Source organism: Mesorhizobium loti (assembly GCF_013170705.1).
In the GTDB taxonomy this organism is placed as follows: Bacteria; Pseudomonadota; Alphaproteobacteria; order Rhizobiales; family Rhizobiaceae; genus Mesorhizobium; species Mesorhizobium loti_D.
In genome coordinates this window covers 939,205-958,504 of the sequence record NZ_CP033334.1, presented here as the reverse complement: position 1 = coordinate 958,504, position 19,300 = coordinate 939,205, and the positions used below count along the sequence as shown (strand labels likewise).

Below are 19,300 nucleotides of genomic sequence, written 5' to 3'. Positions count from 1 at the left end.
CGGCAAGCGGCGGCAAGGCTTGCGGCGCAAGGGCTGCCCTGCGGTCGCAAAGTGAAGAGCGGCGCCGAAAAATCGAGAATATCGGTCAAGCGACCGTAAATGCATAAACTTTGATCGATCCCGTTAGACCTTGATTTTCCGGCTGCGTGGTATCGGCAAGGCCACTAATGTCCTTGGGGGTAAAGAAATGCAGAAAATTGCAGACAGGTTTGCCCGCTCCCGCAGCGGGTCCATGATGCCGCTGTTCTTCCTGAGCCTGGTGCCATTGATCGCCGCCGTCGGCTTCTCGGTCGACTATACCGATGCCGTCCAGACCCGCTCCGGCATGCAGGCCGCGCTGGATGCCGCGACGCTGGCGATCACCACGCTGCCAGCGAGCACGACGCTGCCTGACCGCCAGCAGGCGCTGCAGGACAATTTCGCCGCCAACAACGGCCAGGGCACCGCGACGCTGGTGAGCTTCAACGTCGCCTCCGACGGCACCGTCGCGGCGCAGACGTCGGCCAGCTTCGCCATGCCGACCAATTTCATGACCATCGCCAGGATCGACAGCGTGCCGGTCGCGGTCAAATCGGGGGTCAACAAGGCGCCCAGCCTGGTGCAGGCGACGTTCAAGGTCGACAAGGTGTCGGGTTACTGGAACAAGACGGTGACGCTTTACGGCACGAATTTCGGCGGCACGACGGCGCAGAAACTGATGACGGCCAGCTACGTCTACGCGCCCTACACCTATTCGTACAAGGTCGGGAGCAAGTCCTATTCGATGACGGAACAGAAGGGCTACGGCACCACGACGATATCGCTTGTCAACGGTTCGACGCCGACCGTGGTCCAGAAGCAGACCTGCACCACCGTGGGCTCGACATCCAATTTCACCAACCCGCCGGCGGGCGCGATAGTGACCCCCGAATACGACGGGAACAGCAAACAGACGATCTATTTCCAGATCACCTGCGCCACCACCAACGTGCCGGCCACCGGCGGCGGCGCCGCCGTCGACGTCAGCCAGATGGGCCAGCTCTCCCTGCAGATGGATGTCACGACCGGCAACAAGGCGACGTTCAAATCGAACGACACCACGACCTCCAACCACCTCTATCTGGGCACCACACCCACGCCCTTGACCGAGGTGGCCTCGGGCAAGCTGATCGACATCTTTTCCGTCGTGCCGTGCTCGCAGACCAGCTATCAGGCCTGGGAAGACGGCGGCAACTCCCTTCCGGCGGATTATACGAATGCCGACTTCTTCTACAACGTCACCGGCAAGTGCGACTTCAACCAGCGGCCATCCGAGACGGCGCTGACGCAGTAAGCACCCCGCTCGCCCTTCGCCGACACGGGCGAAGGACGATCGCGCTCATCACAAACCGGTGAGCGCTGTAACGAAGCGGCAGGCATCAGCGAAATGGGGAATGACCGGCGCGTCCCAGCGCCGCCCCATGGAGCAAGCCGATGCCGAGATCACCAGCCCAAAGGTTCGCCGCACTGTCCAGCCTGGGCGCGCTCGCGCTCGCTGCCTCGCTCGGTGCCGCCGCCGCCCAGCCGCTCACCGTGGTCGAGCTGTTCACCAGTCAGGGCTGCTCGTCCTGCCCGCCGGCCAACGCCAACCTCATCAAGGTCAAGGACCAGCCCGGCGTGCTGGCGCTGTCCTTCAACGTCACCTACTGGGATTACCTCGGCTGGAAGGACACGTTCGGCAAGCAGGAGTTCACCCAGCGCCAGGTTTCCTACGAACCGTCGCTCGGCCATGACGGCCCGTTCACGCCGCAAGTGGTGGTCAACGGCCATGCCGATGTCGTCGGCGCCGCGCAAGGCGAGATCGAGCATCTGATCAAGGCAACGGGCAAGACCGGCGGCCCGTCGCTGTCGCTCGAGGGCGGCAAGGTCGCGATCGGTGCCGGCGCCGCACCAGGCGGCAAGGCCGATGTCTGGCTGGTGCGCTACGCCAAGGGCGTCGTGCAGGTGCCGGTCGCGCGTGGCGAAAACACCGGCCGCACATTGCCGCATGCCAATGTCGTGCATGCGCTGGAAAAACTCGGCAGCTGGACCGGCGACGCCACCGCCTATGCGCTGCCCGCCGCGGCCGGTGGCTTGAGCACCGCCGTGCTGGTGCAGTCGCCCGGCGGCGGGCCGATCCTGGCCGCCGCGACCAACTAGAAAACCGCCTTCACCAAGAGATTGCGCAACGCCGCATGAGCGGCGCCGCATTGCCCGGCGGCAAGGCCGTCACCCTCAACGACCAACCCAAGGAGACCATCATGACTGTTCTTTCCCGCCTGACGCTGCCCGCACTCGCGCTTGCCTTGTGCTCGACGGCGCTGTTGGCCGGCGGCATCGCCCGCGCCGACGACGCGACAAACGCGATGAAGCCGGCCGCCGACGCGATGAAGCCGGCGGCGGATGCCATGAAACCGGCAGCCGATGCGATGAAGCCGGCGGACCCGATGGCCACCAACGCCATGAAGCCCGCGGCTGACGCCATGAAGCCGGCCGCCGATGCGATGAAGCCCGCTGCCGACGCGATGAAGCCGGCGGCGGATGCCATGGCTCCGGCCAAGTAGGGCCAGGACATGCGCCCGGTCGCACGAATGTGAGGCCGGGCCGCAACTCGCGCATCGCGCTATCGTAGCTGATCCAATAGACTGATCCCCAGTTGCTGATCAAAGGGGCAAGCCATGAGGAGTGCAACCATGACCGACATCAAGACCCGTTCGACCGGCTTTGCCAGGAGTGCGCTCGCCGCACTCGCCTTGGCGGCCGCCGGTGCCGCCTTCTGGCTGACGCCGGCCGTCTCGGCGGAAGACGCCGTGGTGATCCCGCCGCCGGCGCTGGACGAAAAGGCGGCCTCGGGCAGCGAGAAGGCGATCTTCGCCGGCGGCTGCTTCTGGGGCGTGCAGGGCGTGTTCCAGCACGTCAAGGGCGTCAGCCAGGCCGTCTCCGGATACACCGGCGGCGCCAAGGATGACGCCGTCTACGAGACGGTCGGCACAGGCCGCACCGGCCACGCCGAATCCGTCGAGATCACCTATGATCCCTCGAAGGTGACCTACGGCCAGCTGCTGCAGGTCTACTTCTCGGTCGCCCACAACCCGACGCAGCTCAACTACCAGGGCCCGGACTCCGGCACCCAGTATCGCTCGACGATCTTCGCCGAGAACGATGCCCAGAAGAAGATCGCGCAGAGCTACATCGCCCAGCTCGACAAGGCCAAGCTGTATGGGGCGCCGATCGTCACCACGATCGAGACCGGCAAGACCTTCTACCCGGCCGAGAACTACCACCAGGACTTTCTGACGCTGAACCCGACCTATCCCTACATCGTCTACAACGACCTGCCCAAGGTGGCGAACCTGAAGCAGCTGTTCCCGGCGCTGTACAGCGAGAAGCCGGTGCTGGTGCTGTCGGCGAGCAACTGAGTTCGGAGGCCGCGTGTAATCTCCCCCCTCGAGGGGGAGATGGCCGCGAAGCGGCCAGAGGGGGTCGGTCCGACCGGGCTCGGCCTCCTTGCAACGGAGGAGGTTGGCGCTCCACGCGCAACGACCCCCTCTGTCGCCTGTGGCGACATCTCCCCCCTCGAGGGGGGAGATTTGCGCCTACATGCCCTTCATCGCGTCGCACGACACATCGGGGTTCATGTCGGCGAAGGTGCCGGTCGGGTTCTTCTTCCAGGCCCAGACATGCAGCTCGTAGAAGGCGCCCAGGCCATAGCGATTGGGCGCGCTGTTGAAGTTGAACAGCTGCCCTTCCAGGGAGGCCGGGCCTTTCGAGGTTATGTATTCGACCGCCACCAGCTTGAGCCGGCCGTCCGCCATCGGCTCGTACATGACGGCCTCCGGCTTTGCGAGATCGACGGCATCGTCCTTCAGGTAGGCCGCGTTGACATAGTGGATGCCCATGGCGCCGCCGGCGATGCCGCTGGCGCAAGGGATCGGCGCATAGCCTTCGGCGGTGGCCATCGCCACGTTCTCGAAACGGCCATTGGCCGCCCGTACCTTCTCATCCAGCGTACCCGTGTCATGGGCATTGGCCGCCGTGGCCGCGATCGACAGGTTGATGAGATGCTTGGTCCACACATGAATGTTCATTTTCTCTCCTCGTTGTTGATGTGCGCGGGAGCAGCCGCTCCCGCCGCCGGCAAGTCGGATGGCTGCACGTGTCAGTGGTCCGACCGGGTGAAATCCCAGTACCGCGGCAGCTCCTCGAGCTCCGGCAAGCCTATGTCGCGTCTCAGATAGTCGTCCTGCGGTGGCAACCGGCGCCGGCCCTTGCGCAATGGTGCCAACAGCAGCGAGGCAAGCCGCCAGGGAAGCCGGCCCAGTAGCGGCCGTCGTCCGACGGGTCTCGAATCCGCCAGCACCTCGCCGGGCGCTTCGTCAGGCATGTCGCCGCCGGCGCGAAGGGCAGTTTGACACCCATCGGAGGGATCAACGATAAAAGTAAGGGTCAAGGACCCGCACCTCCGTGATCTTGTCGACGGGCAGCGCGTTCTTCTGGGCAGTGCTGCGGATCGCTTCCGGCGAGGGCGCGTCATAGATGCAGAAGCTCTGCTTCCTGTCGGGCGACACGAAGGATTGCACCCAGGTCACGCCCTTCTCCGCATTGCGCATGATGACGCCGCCCAGCGCGTCGGCGCCGGCATCGTTCATCGGCACGCTGAGGCCGTCAGGAAATGTGCGTTGTACCACATAGCGGGGCATATCAAGTTTCCCTTTTTCGTTGATTCACGCTCGATTCGAGCGCGACTGGACATTGATCACGCTCGCCAAGGGCGCGCATCGGAGCCTTTCCCTATTTTTCTGTTGGAAGATTCCCTATAGTGGCGACGTTATGTGGTAGGTGGCACCGAAAATGTGGGGAGGGGCACATTGTCGGTCATGGTCCCGGACGCTCGTGGCGGACGTCCAGGGATACGCCCGGACACAATCCCTGTTGAGCGAATGACGATGCTTCTGGAACGGCAGGCACAGCTGGAGCAGCTGGATGGACTTCTCGCGCAGGCCACGCGTGGCTTCGGCCATGTGGCGGCGCTGTCCGGCGAGGCAGGCGCCGGCAAGTCGGCCCTTGTCGAGGCTTTCGCCGGCGGCGTTGGCGACGGCGCGCGCATTTTCCGCAGCGCCTGCGAGGATCTGTCGATACCGGACCCGCTCGGGCCGCTCTACGATCTCGCCCGCGAGGCGCGATGGTCGATGCCGCGGGCGATCGATGCCCGGCAGGGACAGAGGCTGCCCCTGTTTTCCGACGCGCTCGAAGTCTTCGAGGCGAGGACGCAGCCAACGCTGCTGATCATCGAGGACCTGCACTGGGCGGATGACGCGACGCTCGATTTCGTCCGCTTTCTGGGCCGCCGCATCGCCAACACCCACATCCTGCTCGTCCTGACGGCGCGCACCGACCGCAGCGAAGGACAGATGCGCGTGCGTCGCGCGCTCGGCGAAATTCCGGCCGGCAATGTCGTGCGGATCGACGTGCCGCTGCTCAGCGAGGCGGCGGTGCTCTCGCTCGCCATCGCCGCCGGCCGCGACGGCGACGCCATCTACCGGGCGACGGCCGGTAATGCCTTCTTCGTTACCGAGCTTTTATGCGCCGACAATGAGATGACGCCGCCCGCCAGCGTGCGCGACGCCGTCGTCGCCCGCGCCGAACGGCTGTCGGCCGGCGCACGATCGATGCTCGACGCGGTGTCGGTGTTTCCCAGGCGCGCCGACGCCTGGGCCTTGCAGGGCCTGTGCGGCGTGGCCGCCGCCGGTCAGCTCGCCGAATGTGTGTCGCATGGGCTGCTTGACGATCTGGGCGACGGCTACGCCTTCCGGCACGAGATCGCGCGCCGCGCCATCGAGATGATGCTGACGACGAGTTCCCGGAGACTGTTCAACCAGCGTGCGCTGTCGGCGCTGCTTGAGAACAGGGATGTCGCCATCGCGCGTCTCGTCCACCATGCGGTGGAAGCGCATAATCTCGAGGCGGTGCGCGCGTTCGCGCCGGTCGCGGCGCGGGAGGCCTCGCGTGTCGGCGCCCATCGCGACGCCGCCGGCTATTACGAGGTCGCCTTGCGCCAGGCCGACACCTTGCCTGAGGAAGAGCGCGCCGGCCTTTACGAGCAATATGCCTTCGAATGCCATCTGATCGCGCGCATCGAAGAGGCCATCAAGGCGCAGGAACAGGCGCGCGTGCTGCGGCGGGCGCTCGGCAACACGCTGAAGGAAGGCGACAGCCTGAGATGGCTGTCGCGCTTTTCCTATCTTGTGGGCGACCGGCAGGCCGCCGACATGTTCGGCGCCCAGGCGGTCGCGTTGCTGGAGACCGTACCGGCCAGCGCCGAGCTTGCCATGGCCTATTCGAACCTCTCGCAACTGGCGATGCTGGCCGAAAGGCTGGACGAGACCTTGTCGCTGGGTGCCAGGGCGATCGAGCTCGCCGAACGGCTGAACAGGCCCGAAGTGGTCTGCCATGCGCTCAACAATGTCGGCGCCGCCGAGCAGTGGCTGGACCTGGGCGCAAGCCGGCTGCATCTTGCCCGCAGCCTCGAAATCGCGCTTGAGCAGAATTTCCAGGAGCATGCGGCCCGCGCGTTCACCAATTGCGCTTGTGGCGAGATGAACCAGTTGGGCTACAGCCAGGCCCAATCCTTCCTTGATCGCGGCATCGATTATTGCGTCGAGAACGATCTGGCGACGTGGCGCGACTACATGCGCGGTGTGCGGGCCCAGCTGCTGCTGCGCCAGGGATGCTGGAATGAGGCGGCCGCCGAAGCCCTGGATGTGATTGCCAACGACCGGGCGACCGCACTGGTGCGCTATCCGGCCCTTGTGGCGCTGTCGCGGCTGAGGGTCCGTCGCGGCGACCCCTCGGCCGAGCCGCTTCTGGCCGAGATGAAGCAGTTTCTGGAGAGGGGAGCCGAGCTGCAGCGACTGTTGCCCTATGCGGCGGTGGTTGCCGAACGGGCCTGGCTCGGCGAGGCGGACAAGGCCGAGGCGCTGCGCCTGATCGGCCTTGCCGAGGGCCTGTCGCCGACGCGGGCGGTCTTCGCGGAGCTGGCCGGCTGGCGGCGGCTTCTGGCACCCGATACCGATCCGGGCGACACGTCAGGCATGGCCGCGCCCTACCGCATGCTGCTCGCCGGTGACTGGCGGGGCGCGTCGGCAGCCTGGGCGGAACTCGACGCGCCTTACGAACGCGCGCTGGCGCTCGCCCAGGGCGACGAGGCCGCGCAGCGCACGGCGCTGGAGATTTTTGAAGCGCTCGGCGCCGGGCCGGTCGCGAGCCATGTGCGCGACATGATGCGGCAGAACGGCGTCATTCACATTGCCAGGGGCCCGCGCCGCACCACTCGTGCCAACAGCGCCGGCCTGACCCGGCGCCAGATGGAAGTGCTGCAGCTGATCGAGCGCGGCCTGTCCAACAAGCGCATCGCCGAGCATCTCGCTATTTCGCCCAAGACGGTCGATCACCATGTCTCGGCGGTGCTGGGCAAGCTGGACGCCGTCTCGCGCGGCGAGGCGACCGCGGCCGCGCGCGACAGCGGGCTGATCTGACCCTTCGCCGTGCCTTGGCGGCTGCGAAGGCGGCGTATCAGTCGTAGGTGAGATCCGTCGCCTTGCCGCCGAATACCCGGTAGGCATAGAAGGAATAGAAGATGATGATCGGCAGCACCACCACGGTGCCGACCAGGATGATGGCCAGGCTTTCGGTCGCCGACGCCGCCTGCCAGATGGTCAGCTTATCGGGTACGACGAACGGGTAGAACGACCAGGCAAGGCCGGCAAAGCCGAGCACGAAGATGCCGGCCAGCGTCAGGAACGGCGTCAGCGAATGGCGGTCGTCGGGTTTCGGCAGATGGAAGGTCTGCCGCCACAGCCACAGGAACAGCAGCGCCGACAGGATCGGCAGCGGCGACATGTACAGCATTTCCGGCCAGACGAACCATTTGTCGAAGATGCGCGGGCTGGCGAAGGGCGTCGCCAGCGACACCGCCGCCATGCCGAGCGCGGTCAGCACCAGCGCCGTGCGCAGCCAGCGCACCGCCTTCTTCTGCAACGCGCCTTCGGCCTTGTAGATCACCCAGGCGGCGCCCATCGCCGCGTAGGCCGCGGCCAGGCAGAACGCCACCAGCGCGCCGAATGCCATGCCACCCACGCCGACATCGAGGCCGAGCACATAGACGCCCAGCATGTAGCCTTGCGCCAGCGAGGCGATGACCGAGCCCAGGAAGAAGATGCGGTTCCAGCGATGCTTTTTGCCGCTCGGCACCTTGGCGCGAAAATCGAAGGCGACGCCGCGCAGGATCAGCCCGACCAAAAGCACGAAGACCGGAATGTAGAGCGCGGTCAGGATGACGCCATGCGCCATCGGGAAGGCGACCAGCAGCAGGCCGACGGCCAGCACCAGCCAGGTCTCGTTGGCGTCCCAGAACGGACCGATCGCCGCGATCATCGTATCCTGCTCGGTGTCCTCGGCGGCCGCGAACAGGATGCCGATGCCGAGGTCGAAGCCGTCGAGGATGACATAGATCAGGATGGCGAGGCCCATCAGGCCGGCGAAGATGAGGGGGAGGGCGGTTGGCCAATCGAAGCTCATGTCACTCTCCCGCCGCTGGCTGTGAAAGCGCTGCTTTCATGACACCCGGCAATGGCGAGGTGTCGCCATCCTTGGCCGCCTTCAGCGCCAGGTGCACCAGCACGCCGAGATAGGCGATCAGCAGCAGCACGTAGAGGATGAGATAGACGGCGAGCGTCAGCGCCACATGGCTGCCCGCCACCGGACCGACGGCGTCGGCGGTTCTGAGCACGCCCGTCACCAGCCAGGGCTGGCGGCCGATCTCGGTCGTGTACCAGCCGGCCAGCGTCGCCAGCCAGCCCGACAGCGCCATCGGCACCATCAGCATGGCGAGCGGCTTCGGCAGGCTGTGCCGGCGCTTGAGGAAGAAGGCGGCCGACCAGGAAACGGCGAGCATCAGCAGGCCGGTGCCGACCATGATGCGAAAGCCCCAGAACACCGGAAAGACCGGCGGGTGGTTGCCGGGAAAATCGTTCAGCCCCGGCACCACGCCGCTCGGGCTGTGCCGCAGCACCAGGCTGGCGCCGTCGGGAATGGCGATCTCGAATCTGTTCTCCCTCGCCGCCTCGTCGGGCAGCGCGAACAGCACCAGCGGCACGTTTGGCCCGGTGTTCCAGTTGGCCTCCATGGCGGCGATCTTCTGCGGCTGGTGTTCCAGCGTGTTCAGCCCGTGCTGGTCGCCGGCGAAGATCTGGATCGGGATCAGGACCGCCGCGGTGAAGACGCCGGTGCGCAGCGCCTTCCACATCGATTCCGAGCGGTCGCCCTGGAGATAACGCAGCGCCGACAGGCCCGATATCAGGAATGATACGGTCAGGCCCGATGCAAGCAGCATGTGGACGAGGCGGTAGGGCATGGACGGGTTGAAGACGACAGCCCACCAGTCGACGGCGTGCGCCACGCCGTCGCGGATCTCGAAACCGGCCGGCGTCTGCATCCAGGAATTGAGCGCGATGATCCAGAAGGCCGACAGGGTCGTGCCGCCGGCGACCAGCACCGTTGCCAGCGTGTGGACGCGGTTGGAGACGCGGCGGAATCCGAATAGCATGATGCCGAGGAAGGCGGCTTCGAGGAAGAAGGCGGTGAGGATCTCGTAGGCCAGCAAAGGCCCGGCAATGTTGCCGACCTTTTCCATATAGCCCGGCCAGTTGGTGCCGAACTGAAAACTCATGGTGACGCCCGAAACCACGCCCATGGCGAAGGACAGTGCAAACACCTTCACCCAGGTGAAATAGGCGCGCATCCAGGCGGAATCATTGGTGGCGTTGTAGCGCAGCTTGAAGAACAGCAGCACCCAGCCAAGTGCAATGGTGATCGTCGGAAACAGAATATGAAACGAGATATTCGCGCCGAACTGGATGCGCGACAGTATGAGCGGGTCCATGGTGGGCTCCGGCTGCTGCAAGTATTGATGAAGGATAGGCCCGAAGCTGCTTCAGGTCAAAGCGGCGTCCTGCCGCGAGGCTCAACGCCACAGGACAATTTTACCGCTTCACGCCGCGTGTCTCTTTGCTCTCAATTCCGGACGCACAACCGTTTCACACTTTTCCCGGAATTGCTCGGTTGAGGCAATTCCGGGAAAAGCATGAAGCGATTTCCCGGCGGGATTGCGTCAAGGCAAGAGCCCTGGCCGCCCGCAACCGCTGTCCAGAACTGTCAGCAGCGCCTTGACTTGCGGTTGCACATAACGACATTCGGCCTATATCAGGGGACCTCTTTCAGGCAGCCGTTTTCAGCCCATGCCCTCCATCCTGTCCATTTCCGGGGTCTCCAAGACCTACGCCACCGGCTTCACCGCGCTCAAGCAAGTCAATCTCGACATCAACCGCGGTGAGATCTTCGCGCTGCTCGGCCCCAATGGCGCCGGCAAGACGACGCTGATCTCGATCGTCTGCGGCATCGTCAACCGCTCGACCGGCACCGTCACCGTCGACGGTCACGACATCGGCAGGGACTACCGCGCGGCGCGCAGCCTGATCGGCCTGGTGCCGCAGGAATTGACCATCGACGCCTTCGAGAGTGTCTGGGCGACGGTCAATTATAGCCGCGGCCTGTTCGGCAAGCCGGCCAATCCCGCCTTCGTCGAAAAAGTGCTGCGGGATCTGTCGCTATGGGACAAGAAGGACGCCAAGGCGATCACGCTGTCGGGCGGCATGAAGCGCAGGCTGATGATCGCCAAGGCGCTGTCGCACGAGCCGCGCATCCTGTTCCTCGACGAGCCGACGGCGGGCGTCGATGTCGAACTGCGTCAGGACATGTGGGAGATGGTGCGCCGGCTGCGCGAGGATGGCGTCACCATCATCCTCACCACCCACTATATCGAGGAAGCCGAGGCGATGGCCGACCGCGTCGGCGTCATCAACCGCGGCGAGATCATCCTGGTCGAGAACAAGGCCGAACTGATGCGCAAGCTTGGCCGCAAGCGGCTGGTGCTGGAGTTGCGCAATGCGCTGACGGCCATACCGGAAGCCTTCTCGCGCTATGCGCTGGAGCTGTCGCCTGATGGCGGGCAACTGACCTACACCTATGACAACCAGGCCGAACGGCCGGGCGTCGCCTCGCTGATCCGCGATCTCGAGGCCGGCGGCATCCAGTTCCGTGACATCGACACGCAAAACAGCTCGCTCGAGGAGATATTCGTCAATCTGGTGAGGAGAGAGCCATGAACCTGCGCGCGGTTTGGGCGATCTACCGGGTCGAGATGGCGCGTGCGTTCCGCACCGTGCTGCAAAGCATCATCTCGCCGGTCATCTCGACATCGCTCTATTTCGTCGTCTTCGGCTCGGCCATCGGCTCGCGCATCACCGAGATCGACGGCATCAGCTATGGCGCCTTCATCGTGCCGGGGCTGATCATGCTGTCGCTGCTGACGCAGTCGATCTCCAACGCTTCCTTCGCCATCTACTTCCCGAAATTCGTCGGCTCCATCTACGAGCTGCTGTCGGCGCCGGTCTCCTATCTGGAGATCGTCATCGCCTATGTCGGCGGGGCGGCCACCAAGTCGATCATCCTCGGCCTGATCATCCTGGCCACCGCCTCGCTGTTCGTGCCGCTCAGGATCGAGCATCCGTTCTGGATGATCGCCTTCCTGGTGCTGACGGCGGTGACCTTCAGCCTGTTCGGCTTCATCATCGGCATCTGGGCGAAGAGCTTCGAGCAGCTGCAGCTGGTGCCGCTGCTCATCATCACCCCGCTGACCTTCCTCGGCGGCAGCTTCTATTCGATCCATATGCTGCCCGGCGTCTGGAAGACGATCACGCTGTTCAACCCGGTCGTCTACCTGATCAGCGGCTTCCGCTGGAGCTTCTTCGGCAAGGCCGATGTCTCGGTCGGCATCAGCCTCGGCATGACGCTGGTCTTCCTGGCCGCCTGCATCGCGGTCGTCGCCTGGATCTTCAAGACCGGCTACCGGCTGCGCAACTGACGCCCCCATGAGGCATGGGCAAGGCCGCGCGACGCGGGCATCGTCGTCTCCCGACTGATCGCATTGTGGGCGTGGGTTGAGCCTTGATCCCTGGGCTTGTGGCAATTGCGGCGCTTCGATCGCGCGCGGTCCCCTCGTGAGCGACCATGATCGAAGTTCCAGCTTCGGGATATCGCGTCACTTCATGGTGACGACCACCTTCCCCTTGGCGCGTCCGGTGTCGATGTAGGCGAAGGCTTCGTTCAATGTTTCGAAGGGAAAGCTGCGATCGACGACCGGGCGGATCGTGCCGTCTTCGATCAGCTTGGTGATCCTTTCGAGCTGCCCGCCATCGGCGCGCATGAACAGAAAGGAATAGTCGACGCCCGCCCTCTTCGCCTTGCGCCGGATGCCCGCGCTCATCAGGCGCAGCACGAGCTGAAGCACTGCATTCATGCCCTGGGCGCGGGCGAAGGTGGGGTCGGGCGGGCCGGAGATAGAAATCAGCTTGCCGCCGGGCTTCAGAATCTTGAGCGATTTTTCCAGCGTCCGGGCGTCGAGGCTGTTGAGGACAAGGTCGTAACCGGACAGCTCTTCCTCGAAGTTCTGGCTGCGATAGTCGATGACGATGTCCGCGCCCAGTTGCTTCACCATGGCGGCGTTGGCGGCACTGGCCGTTGTCGCGACGGTCGCGCCGAGATGCTTGGCGAGCTGGATGGCGAAGGTGCCGACCCCGCCTGATCCCGCATGGATCAGCACTTTCTGCCCCGGCCTGATCTGGGCTCGCTCCACCAACACCTGCCAGGCGGTCAGTCCAACCAGCGGGATCGACGCCGCTTCCGACATCGACAGATTGGCGGGCTTGAGCGCGAGGTCGGCTTCCTTCACCGAAATCCGCTCGGCGAAGGCTCCGATCTGTCCGTCACGCGCACGGGCATAGACGGCATCGCCCGACTTGAAGCGTCGCACCTTCGCGCCGACCTTGACGACCGTACCTGCCAGATCATGACCGAGCACGAGCGGCGGCTTGTAGGGCAGGATCGGCTTGAACGCACCGTCCCTGATCTTGGAGTCGAGAATGTTGAGGCCGGCTGCCTCCACCTCGACAACCACGTCGTCGGGGCTGGGCGTGGGCTCGGGGAGGTCGCCGAGACGCAGCGTCTGGTTCTTGCCGTAGCGGTCGAGGATGAAGGCTTTCATCGTATGCTTTCTCCAATCAGTCTGGCGATGCCGCGTCACGACCATCGGCGAGGCATCGCGTCACCGACCCGCTCCAGCGCGTTGGTTGAGAAGTCGAAATGTGTCGTCGTCCGCGCCTGGACCGGGACGAAGCTGAGCGCGCTCGTGGGGAATGGCGATGCCCGTTTCGGCATCGACGAGCGCCAGAGTCAAAGGGCGTCCGGTCTCCCGATCGACCATTTCGATGGAGGGCGCGCCAAAGCCGGTCGCATCCCAGCGATCTCCCCATTCGCGCAGGGCGGTGCCGACCTTCCACAGATCGAGCCCTTTGGGCGTCAACCGATATTCGTCGCGCGGCGGACTTACCTGATAGCGCACGCGCTCCACAAATTCATGCTCGACGAGGTGCTTCAGGCGGGCTGCAAGAGTCGCTGCGGGAATGCCCGTATTGGCCCGCAGGTCGTCGTAGCGTCCGAAACCCAGCGAAAGGTCGCGGATCAGTAGCAGCGTCCATCTATCGCCGATCTGCTCGAGCGCGCCCGCGATCGAGCAGCGCATTCCGGCAAATGATTTGGGCTTCATAAGCGTGGTTCTCGAATAAGTTCAATTATTGAAGTAAGAGAGGCGCGCGCCATATGCAAGGGCGGGACTGAGCGGACGTATCGATCGCTCCGATGCTCGCCGCAAATAACAGGGAGAATGCCATGCCCAGTCGGCGATCTGGGATATGTAGCCTCCAAGCGCTTTGCTTGTCGGCCAATGTAGGAGGGACATGGAGCGCTACGTAGGCCTAGTTCTGCGTTTTGTCGTTCTCAGCCGCCGGATGAGATTCGAACCGCAAGTGTGTGGCTGAAAGTGTCCGGAAAGGCTGCTTTCGCCGGCCTTCAGATGCTGTCATTCCGTAGTCATGCAATATCAGTACGGGAATGAATGACCGCTTTTTCGTGATCCTGTCCAAAAACGGACTGGCAAGAAACCACCCCATCTCTGTCATTCCGCATTTATGAGTTCACGGCCTAGATCGCCTTGACCAGCCGCAACAACCCCAGCATCTCGATATAGGTGCCCTGGCGGAAGGCGATGTAGACCGGCTCTTCCGCACCGTGGAAACGGCGCTTGAACGCCGCCTGGCCCTGCAGGTTGAACCTGCGGCGGTTGACCCATGGCGAGGAGTAGGCGCGCTGGAAGGCGTTGCGCCAGAAGTCGCTTTCGGCAAATCCGCTTGGTGTCACGTCGACGAGCGGCGACAGGCCAAGCGTGACCACGGATATGCCTTCCTCGCGAAACCGGTCGACCGCGAATTTGGTCAGGCCGATCTCGGCGTGCGGCGAGGCATCGATATGCTTGCGCTTGAAGGCGGTGGTGTAGCCGATGACCTTGCCGTCGCGAAACAGCGGATCGAAATCGAGCAGCGCGACCAGCTCGCCATCGGGTCCATGCAGCACGAAACGGCGCATGTCGGTGCCGAGTTGATCGTAAAAGGGGCGGTTCAGAAAACCCATTTCCCAGCGCTTGACGATGCGGTCGCCGCGCCAATTGTCGGAAAGTCGCGTGATCTCGTCGAGGAAGACGGTCCTTTTGTCCTCGTCGAACGAAAACCCCTTCTTCAAGAGCCAGCGCTCTGAATAGCGCACGGTCTCGTTTCGCTTTCCGGAAAAATCATGCTTGGGCAGGACAAGGCGGGTATCGATGCCCAGCCGGTTGACCTTGTAGCCGAGCCCGGCCAGCACGCGCGCGGTATCCTCGCCGATCTGCACGAACCAAGGGTCGCCGGCGGTCTCGACAAAGCGCCTGATGTAGTCGGCCCGCCGCCCCGGCGCCGCCACCGGGTCGCCAAGCGCGAAATGATGCTTCATCTTGGTGCCGAAGGCGATGTAGCCGTCGGCATCGCCAAAATAGGAAAGCTTGCCCTGCACGGCAGTGGAATAGGCGAGCGAGAAGTCGCCATGGCGGCGGACGATCGCGAGGCGTTCGACATGCGTCAACGCCTGACGCTCGACCTTGGGCGAAGCGCCCTCGAGGATTTTGTCGAAATAGATCCGCAAGGAGGGCATGGTCGAGATTCCGCGTGCCGTCTGTGGCGTGGCGTGCCTGTCGACACGCAAGACGCGCCACGGCGTCTTGATTCTCGCGGGAAGCCGAAATCGGTTTCGAATTCCTGCGCCGGTAACGAGATCCGCCAGCCCCCGGAGCTCGAATCAATCACATTGCCGCGACCTGATTATCGCCGATGCCGCCGATATGCCATATAGGGCTGGATGTATTCGGATAGAAGCGGGCGTTCCGCTCCATCTCGTTGTTTTGGCCGCATTTCCGCGATCCAGTCGTTTCCGCTTGGCGACGAAATCTCCTGGAGCGCGGCCGCGGCCCGGCGCAGGGCTCGGCAATGATACCCATATATGAGGCTGCGCGCGATCAAACGGTTACAGCCTGCTGCGAGCCTTGTGGCAATGCGCGGCTGAATGGGACTAGAGAGTGAATGGCTGATACGGCAACCAGACCGATGGTGGAGCAATTGGTGACGGTCGAGCCGGCGATCGTGATTGGCGCCGGGGCCGCCGGACTGACCGTCGCCCATGCCTTGATCAAGGCCGGCGTGCCGACGGCGATCCTGGAAAAGGAGAGCCGGCTGGCCGAACCCTGGCACCGGCGGCACCAGCAATTGCGTCTCAACACCCACCGCGATCTCTCGGCGCTGCCCGGTCTTGCCTATCCCCGGGGTACCCCCGCCTTTCCGCCCAGGGACGTCGTTATACGCCATATGAACGATTTCCGGGAGGCGAACCGCCTGCCGGTGGAGTTCGGCGTTGCCGTCGAGGCCATCGTGTTCAGGGGCGACCACTGGGCCGTGCGGACCAGCGCCGGCTCGCGCCTGGCGCGTCATGTCGTGATTGCCACCGGCCGCGACAGGGAGCCCTTCACCCCACAGTGGAAGGGCATGCAAGCCTTTTCGGGCCGGATCATCCATTCCGCGGATTTTGGCGACGCCACGGCCTATGCCGGCAAGAGGGTGCTGGTCGTCGGCGCCGGCAATTCGGGCTTCGACACCCTCAATCATCTGGCCGGCGTGGATACGGCGGCGCTTTGGTTGTCGGCCCGCAATGGGCCCGCGCTTCTGCCCAAGCGCATCGGCAAGATTGCGGTGCACCGGCTCTCGCCGTTCATGGCGCGTTTGCCGCTGCGCGTCGCAGATGCGGCGATCGCCGCGACGCAGCGCCTGGTTTTCGGCGATCTGACCAAATTCGGCATGCCGCCCGCGCCGTCGGGCGGCGCCAGCCGCCTGACTTCGGATTACACGGCGATCGCCGCTGACGACGGTGCGGTCGACGCCATCAAATCGGGCAAGATCGTCGTCGTGCCGGCGATACGGGAATTCACGCGCGACGGCGTGGTCCTGGCCAATGGCAGCCTGGTCGATCCCGATATCGTCATTGCCGCGACCGGCTACCGCACCGGGTTGGAGCGCATGGTCGGCAATCTCGGCGTGCTCGACGGCAAGGGCGTCCCGCTCTTTAACGGCGGGCAAGCCGATCCGAAGCTGCCAGGCCTGTGGTTCACCGGCATGCGGCCGAGCATCCGCGGCTGCTTCGCCAATGCCGCCATATTGGGCAAGGCGATCGCCAGGCGGATCGCCGGCTCCTCCCGGCCATCGGGCGCGTCACGCTGATTTGATCGCGCAGGCGGGCGGCAAGGCTGTACGAGCCGGCCGGCTTCAGCTTGAGGACCCCGATCAATGTCGCCGTCGTTCGGCGCGCTGCATAGGGCTGGACGCGAACGCGGACATCACGCCGATTTCGGCTCGAGCCGGCGGAAACCGACGGCTTCCATCAACATCTCCTCGTCGACCATGCCGGCATTGTGGAGCGCAAGCAGGGTCAGGGCGATTTCGCGCGCTTCCGGCGAATCAGGCTGCGCGTCGCGCCGCAGGCAGGCTTCGTCAAAGACGCGCTGCAGCCTGGCGATTTCGCCAGGCTTGAGCAGGCCACGATCATAGACTGACTTTGGCATGGCGGCGGTCTCCTGGGAGAGGAGTTAGGGCGCCATTCCTAAATTGCCAGTCTTTCCCGAGGCTTGAGCTTCGGGCCTTGGCGCCGAGATCAGACCGCGATCTTGCCGCCACCTTGCCTGGTGATGGCGACGACCGCAGGTCGCACCGGCATGTCGGGCTTGAAGTCGGGCCAGCGCGTCGACGGATCCTCGTAGTAGGACGGGCGGCCGAAGCCTTCCCAGTCCTCGCCGCCATCGCCGGGATGCTGGACGGCGACGAAGGCGGTCTGGTCGTCGGGCGCAAACAGCGGGCCGCACATTTCGGCGCCGATCGGCACACGGAAGAACAGTTTCGAGGTCGCCCGCGCGGCACCTTCCGTGTCGACCGCCCACAGGCCGTCGGTGCGCCCGGTGGCTTTCGGGCCCTGGCCGTCGGTGGCGACCCACAGGCGCCCGGCCGAATCGACCGCGCAATTGTCGGGCATGCCGAACCAGCCATTGGCCGTCGTCGCCGTCGAGAAGGTGGCGCCGACATCGGCCACTGAAGGATCGCCGCACTTCAGCAGCACTTCCCATTTGCCCTTTGCGGCCGTGAAATCGCCGTCGGTCTCGGTGATCTCGATGATGTGGCCGAAGGCATTCTCGGCGCGCGGGTTGGCCGCATCGACCTGGTCGGCCTTGCGCTTCGAATTGTTGGTCAGCATCACATAGACCTTGCCGTTGACGGCGTTGGGCTGGATGTCCTCGGGCCGGTCCATCTTTGTGGCGCCAAGCAGGTCGGCGGCACGGCGTGTCTCGATCAGCACGTCGGCCTGGCTGGCGAAGCCGTTCTCGGCCGTCAGCGGGCCTTGACCAAAGACGATCGGAAGCCAGTCCACCGTGCCGTCCTCGGCGAATTTGGCGACATGCAGCGTGCCGTCGTCGAGCAGGTCCTTGTTGGCCGCGCGGTCGCCGGCGTTGAAGGCGCCCTTGGTGACAAATTTGTAGACATAGTCGAAGCGCTCGTCGTCGCCGAGATAGAAGACGACGCGGCCGTCCTTGGCGACGATCGATTCAGCGCCCTCATGCTTGAAGCGGCCCATGGCGGTGCGCTTCCTCGGGATCGAGGTTGGATCGTTGACATCGACCTCGACGATCCAGCCGAAACGATTGGGCTCGTTCGGTTCCTTGGCCAGGTTGAAGCGGTCGTAATGCGCGCCCCATTCATAGGCGCCTTCGGGAATGCCGAGCCGCTTGTAGTTGGCGGCTTCCTTGTGGCCCTTGGGCAGTTCGCCGGAGAAATAGCCATGGATGTTTTCCTCGGCCATCACATAGGTGCCCCACGGCGTGACGCCGCCGGCGCAGTTGTTGAAGGTGCCGAACACCTTGGTGCCGGACGCGTCGGCATTGGTCTTGACGCGATCATGGCCGGCGACCGGGCCGGACAGCGCCATCTCCGTGGTGGAGGTGATGCGGCGATTGAGCTTGCCGTCGCGCACCACCTGCCATTTGCCGCCTTCCTTGCGGATCTCGACGATGGTGCCGCCATGCGCCGCCATTTCGACATCGACCTGCTCCTTCGAGAGCGGGGCGACTTCGGCCTTCTTCTTCCCGTCCTTCTCGACGATCGAAACGATGCCGGGGAACATCAGATGCGGGTTGGCGTATTCGTGGTTGACCACGAGCAGGCCGTGTTCGGCCGAGCCGTCGATCGGGATATAGCCGACATAGTCGTTGTTGTAGCCGAACTGCCTGGCCTGCGCCTCAGCCGACTGCTTTGTCGGGTCGAATTCCGGCGAATCGGCAAACAGCGGATCGCCCCAGCGCAACAGCACGTCGGCGTCATAGCCCGGCGCGACATGATGCTTGTCGTCGATGCCGGCCTCGAGCTCGTCGAACTTGAAGGCCGAGCCTTCCGCGGCACGGGCATCGTCCGCGGCGATCATGGCCAGCGGGCTGACCGTGGCGGCGATCGCCGAGACGGCGAGCGATCCCTTGAGGAACGCCCGGCGCGAGAACCGCGCGGCGATGATCTCGCCCATGGTGCGGTTGTCGGTCGGGTTGATGGCCGGCCCTTCGTTTTCCTCGAGCAGGCTGGTGCGGAATCGGGCGTCGGGGGAGCGATGTTCGGTCATGAGGGCCTCTGGCTTTCGAGTGGCTGGAGCTTCTGTCGCCTGTCGACCCCTACAGCCGGCTGAT

At 64.5% G+C, this 19,300-nt stretch carries 18 protein-coding genes; 8 read left to right on the top strand and 10 right to left on the bottom strand.

Annotated elements, in window-relative coordinates:
* Positions 1–187 precede the first annotated feature (187 nt).
* The 4 genes from EB815_RS04550 (at position 188) to msrA (ending at position 3,416) form a co-directional block, all read left to right on the top strand.
* Positions 188–1,312: a TadE/TadG family type IV pilus assembly protein gene (locus EB815_RS04550; protein WP_056574123.1), complete on the top strand. Its 1,125-nt coding sequence runs from the start codon at positions 188–190 to the stop codon at positions 1,310–1,312.
* Positions 1,313–1,452: 140 nt separating this feature from the next.
* Positions 1,453–2,157, top strand: coding sequence for a DUF1223 domain-containing protein (locus EB815_RS04545; protein ID WP_056574119.1), 705 nt, complete (start codon positions 1,453–1,455; stop codon positions 2,155–2,157).
* A gap of 35 nt (positions 2,158–2,192) precedes the next feature.
* Positions 2,193–2,561, top strand: a complete 369-nt coding sequence (locus tag EB815_RS04540) for a hypothetical protein (RefSeq protein ID WP_413814138.1) — start codon at positions 2,193–2,195, stop codon at positions 2,559–2,561.
* 129 nt (positions 2,562–2,690) lie between these two features.
* Entirely contained in the window at positions 2,691–3,416 is a 726-nt protein-coding gene (gene msrA / locus EB815_RS04535) for a peptide-methionine (S)-S-oxide reductase MsrA (RefSeq protein ID WP_056574116.1), read from the top strand.
* 177 nt (positions 3,417–3,593) lie between these two features.
* Here msrA and EB815_RS04530 read toward each other — a convergent pair whose 3' ends face one another.
* The 3 genes from EB815_RS04530 to EB815_RS04520 form a co-directional block, all read right to left on the bottom strand.
* Positions 3,594–4,085, bottom strand: a complete 492-nt coding sequence (locus EB815_RS04530) for a hypothetical protein (RefSeq protein WP_056574112.1) — start codon at positions 4,083–4,085, stop codon at positions 3,594–3,596.
* Between the two features lie 71 nt (positions 4,086–4,156).
* Positions 4,157–4,381 (bottom strand): hypothetical protein, encoded by a 225-nt coding sequence (locus EB815_RS04525; protein ID WP_244494115.1) that lies wholly within the window; start codon positions 4,379–4,381, stop codon positions 4,157–4,159.
* A 43-nt stretch (positions 4,382–4,424) separates the two neighbouring features.
* On the bottom strand, positions 4,425–4,697 hold the full coding sequence (locus EB815_RS04520; protein ID WP_056574107.1) for a DUF4242 domain-containing protein: 273 nt from the start codon (positions 4,695–4,697) through the stop codon (positions 4,425–4,427).
* Positions 4,698–4,943: 246 nt separating this feature from the next.
* Here EB815_RS04520 and EB815_RS04515 point away from each other — a divergent pair, with 246 nt between their 5' ends.
* On the top strand, positions 4,944–7,532 hold the full coding sequence (locus EB815_RS04515) for an ATP-binding protein (protein WP_056576340.1): 2,589 nt from the start codon (positions 4,944–4,946) through the stop codon (positions 7,530–7,532).
* A 37-nt stretch (positions 7,533–7,569) separates the two neighbouring features.
* Here the strand turns inward: EB815_RS04515 and EB815_RS04510 are convergent, their stop codons facing one another.
* Both EB815_RS04510 and EB815_RS04505 read right to left on the bottom strand, forming a co-directional pair.
* The gene (locus EB815_RS04510) at positions 7,570–8,574 is read right to left on the bottom strand and encodes a cytochrome d ubiquinol oxidase subunit II (protein ID WP_056574104.1); all 1,005 of its coding nucleotides are present in this window, start codon (positions 8,572–8,574) and stop codon (positions 7,570–7,572) included.
* A gap of 1 nt (position 8,575) precedes the next feature.
* The gene (locus EB815_RS04505; RefSeq protein WP_056574100.1) at positions 8,576–9,937 is read right to left on the bottom strand and encodes a cytochrome ubiquinol oxidase subunit I; all 1,362 of its coding nucleotides are present in this window, start codon (positions 9,935–9,937) and stop codon (positions 8,576–8,578) included.
* Between the two features lie 355 nt (positions 9,938–10,292).
* Here EB815_RS04505 and EB815_RS04500 point away from each other — a divergent pair, with 355 nt between their 5' ends.
* Positions 10,293–11,219: an ABC transporter ATP-binding protein gene (locus tag EB815_RS04500; protein ID WP_056574097.1), complete on the top strand. Its 927-nt coding sequence runs from the start codon at positions 10,293–10,295 to the stop codon at positions 11,217–11,219.
* Positions 11,216–11,977, top strand: a complete 762-nt coding sequence (locus EB815_RS04495) for an ABC transporter permease (RefSeq protein WP_056574094.1) — start codon at positions 11,216–11,218, stop codon at positions 11,975–11,977. Before EB815_RS04500 ends, EB815_RS04495 begins: the two co-directional genes overlap by 4 nt.
* Before the next feature lie 177 nt (positions 11,978–12,154).
* On the opposite strand, the gene EB815_RS04490 is transcribed toward EB815_RS04495, so the two are convergent.
* The 3 genes from EB815_RS04490 to EB815_RS04480 form a co-directional block, all read right to left on the bottom strand.
* Complete coding sequence (locus EB815_RS04490) at positions 12,155–13,156, bottom strand: NADP-dependent oxidoreductase (protein ID WP_056574091.1); 1,002 nt, start codon at positions 13,154–13,156, stop codon at positions 12,155–12,157.
* A gap of 60 nt (positions 13,157–13,216) precedes the next feature.
* Complete coding sequence (locus EB815_RS04485) at positions 13,217–13,717, bottom strand: winged helix-turn-helix transcriptional regulator (RefSeq protein WP_056574088.1); 501 nt, start codon at positions 13,715–13,717, stop codon at positions 13,217–13,219.
* A 434-nt stretch (positions 13,718–14,151) separates the two neighbouring features.
* A complete protein-coding gene (locus tag EB815_RS04480) occupies positions 14,152–15,189 on the bottom strand; it encodes a phosphatidylglycerol lysyltransferase domain-containing protein (RefSeq protein WP_056576338.1) in 1,038 nt (345 codons plus the stop codon).
* Positions 15,190–15,614: 425 nt separating this feature from the next.
* Here EB815_RS04480 and EB815_RS04475 point away from each other — a divergent pair, with 425 nt between their 5' ends.
* Positions 15,615–16,802, top strand: a complete 1,188-nt coding sequence (locus EB815_RS04475; RefSeq protein WP_056574085.1) for a flavin-containing monooxygenase — start codon at positions 15,615–15,617, stop codon at positions 16,800–16,802.
* A gap of 116 nt (positions 16,803–16,918) precedes the next feature.
* Here the strand turns inward: EB815_RS04475 and EB815_RS04470 are convergent, their stop codons facing one another.
* Positions 16,919–17,143: a hypothetical protein gene (locus EB815_RS04470; RefSeq protein ID WP_056574082.1), complete on the bottom strand. Its 225-nt coding sequence runs from the start codon at positions 17,141–17,143 to the stop codon at positions 16,919–16,921.
* An 89-nt stretch (positions 17,144–17,232) separates the two neighbouring features.
* Complete coding sequence (locus tag EB815_RS04465; RefSeq protein ID WP_056574079.1) at positions 17,233–19,236, bottom strand: PhoX family protein; 2,004 nt, start codon at positions 19,234–19,236, stop codon at positions 17,233–17,235.
* Positions 19,237–19,300: the final 64 nt, after the last annotated feature.

What these genes read in the sequence shown, in the direction of transcription:
- msrA (WP_056574116.1), top strand. Translation starts at nt 2,691, where the DNA reads ATGACCGACATCAAGACCCGTTCGACCGGCTTTGCCAGGAGTGCGCTC.
- EB815_RS04480 (WP_056576338.1), bottom strand. Translation starts at nt 15,189, where the DNA reads ATGCCCTCCTTGCGGATCTATTTCGACAAAATCCTCGAGGGCGCTTCG.
- EB815_RS04505 (WP_056574100.1), bottom strand. Translation starts at nt 9,937, where the DNA reads ATGGACCCGCTCATACTGTCGCGCATCCAGTTCGGCGCGAATATCTCG.
- EB815_RS04495 (WP_056574094.1), top strand. Translation starts at nt 11,216, where the DNA reads ATGAACCTGCGCGCGGTTTGGGCGATCTACCGGGTCGAGATGGCGCGT.
- EB815_RS04515 (WP_056576340.1), top strand. Translation starts at nt 4,944, where the DNA reads ATGCTTCTGGAACGGCAGGCACAGCTGGAGCAGCTGGATGGACTTCTC.
- EB815_RS04490 (WP_056574091.1), bottom strand. Translation starts at nt 13,156, where the DNA reads ATGAAAGCCTTCATCCTCGACCGCTACGGCAAGAACCAGACGCTGCGT.
- EB815_RS04475 (WP_056574085.1), top strand. Translation starts at nt 15,615, where the DNA reads ATGGCTGATACGGCAACCAGACCGATGGTGGAGCAATTGGTGACGGTC.
- EB815_RS04545 (WP_056574119.1), top strand. Translation starts at nt 1,453, where the DNA reads ATGCCGAGATCACCAGCCCAAAGGTTCGCCGCACTGTCCAGCCTGGGC.
- EB815_RS04520 (WP_056574107.1), bottom strand. Translation starts at nt 4,697, where the DNA reads ATGCCCCGCTATGTGGTACAACGCACATTTCCTGACGGCCTCAGCGTG.
- EB815_RS04550 (WP_056574123.1), top strand. Translation starts at nt 188, where the DNA reads ATGCAGAAAATTGCAGACAGGTTTGCCCGCTCCCGCAGCGGGTCCATG.
- EB815_RS04510 (WP_056574104.1), bottom strand. Translation starts at nt 8,574, where the DNA reads ATGAGCTTCGATTGGCCAACCGCCCTCCCCCTCATCTTCGCCGGCCTG.
- EB815_RS04485 (WP_056574088.1), bottom strand. Translation starts at nt 13,717, where the DNA reads ATGAAGCCCAAATCATTTGCCGGAATGCGCTGCTCGATCGCGGGCGCG.
- EB815_RS04540 (WP_413814138.1), top strand. Translation starts at nt 2,193, where the DNA reads ATGAGCGGCGCCGCATTGCCCGGCGGCAAGGCCGTCACCCTCAACGAC.
- EB815_RS04500 (WP_056574097.1), top strand. Translation starts at nt 10,293, where the DNA reads ATGCCCTCCATCCTGTCCATTTCCGGGGTCTCCAAGACCTACGCCACC.
- EB815_RS04525 (WP_244494115.1), bottom strand. Translation starts at nt 4,381, where the DNA reads ATGCCTGACGAAGCGCCCGGCGAGGTGCTGGCGGATTCGAGACCCGTC.
- EB815_RS04470 (WP_056574082.1), bottom strand. Translation starts at nt 17,143, where the DNA reads ATGCCAAAGTCAGTCTATGATCGTGGCCTGCTCAAGCCTGGCGAAATC.
- EB815_RS04530 (WP_056574112.1), bottom strand. Translation starts at nt 4,085, where the DNA reads ATGAACATTCATGTGTGGACCAAGCATCTCATCAACCTGTCGATCGCG.
- EB815_RS04465 (WP_056574079.1), bottom strand. Translation starts at nt 19,236, where the DNA reads ATGACCGAACATCGCTCCCCCGACGCCCGATTCCGCACCAGCCTGCTC.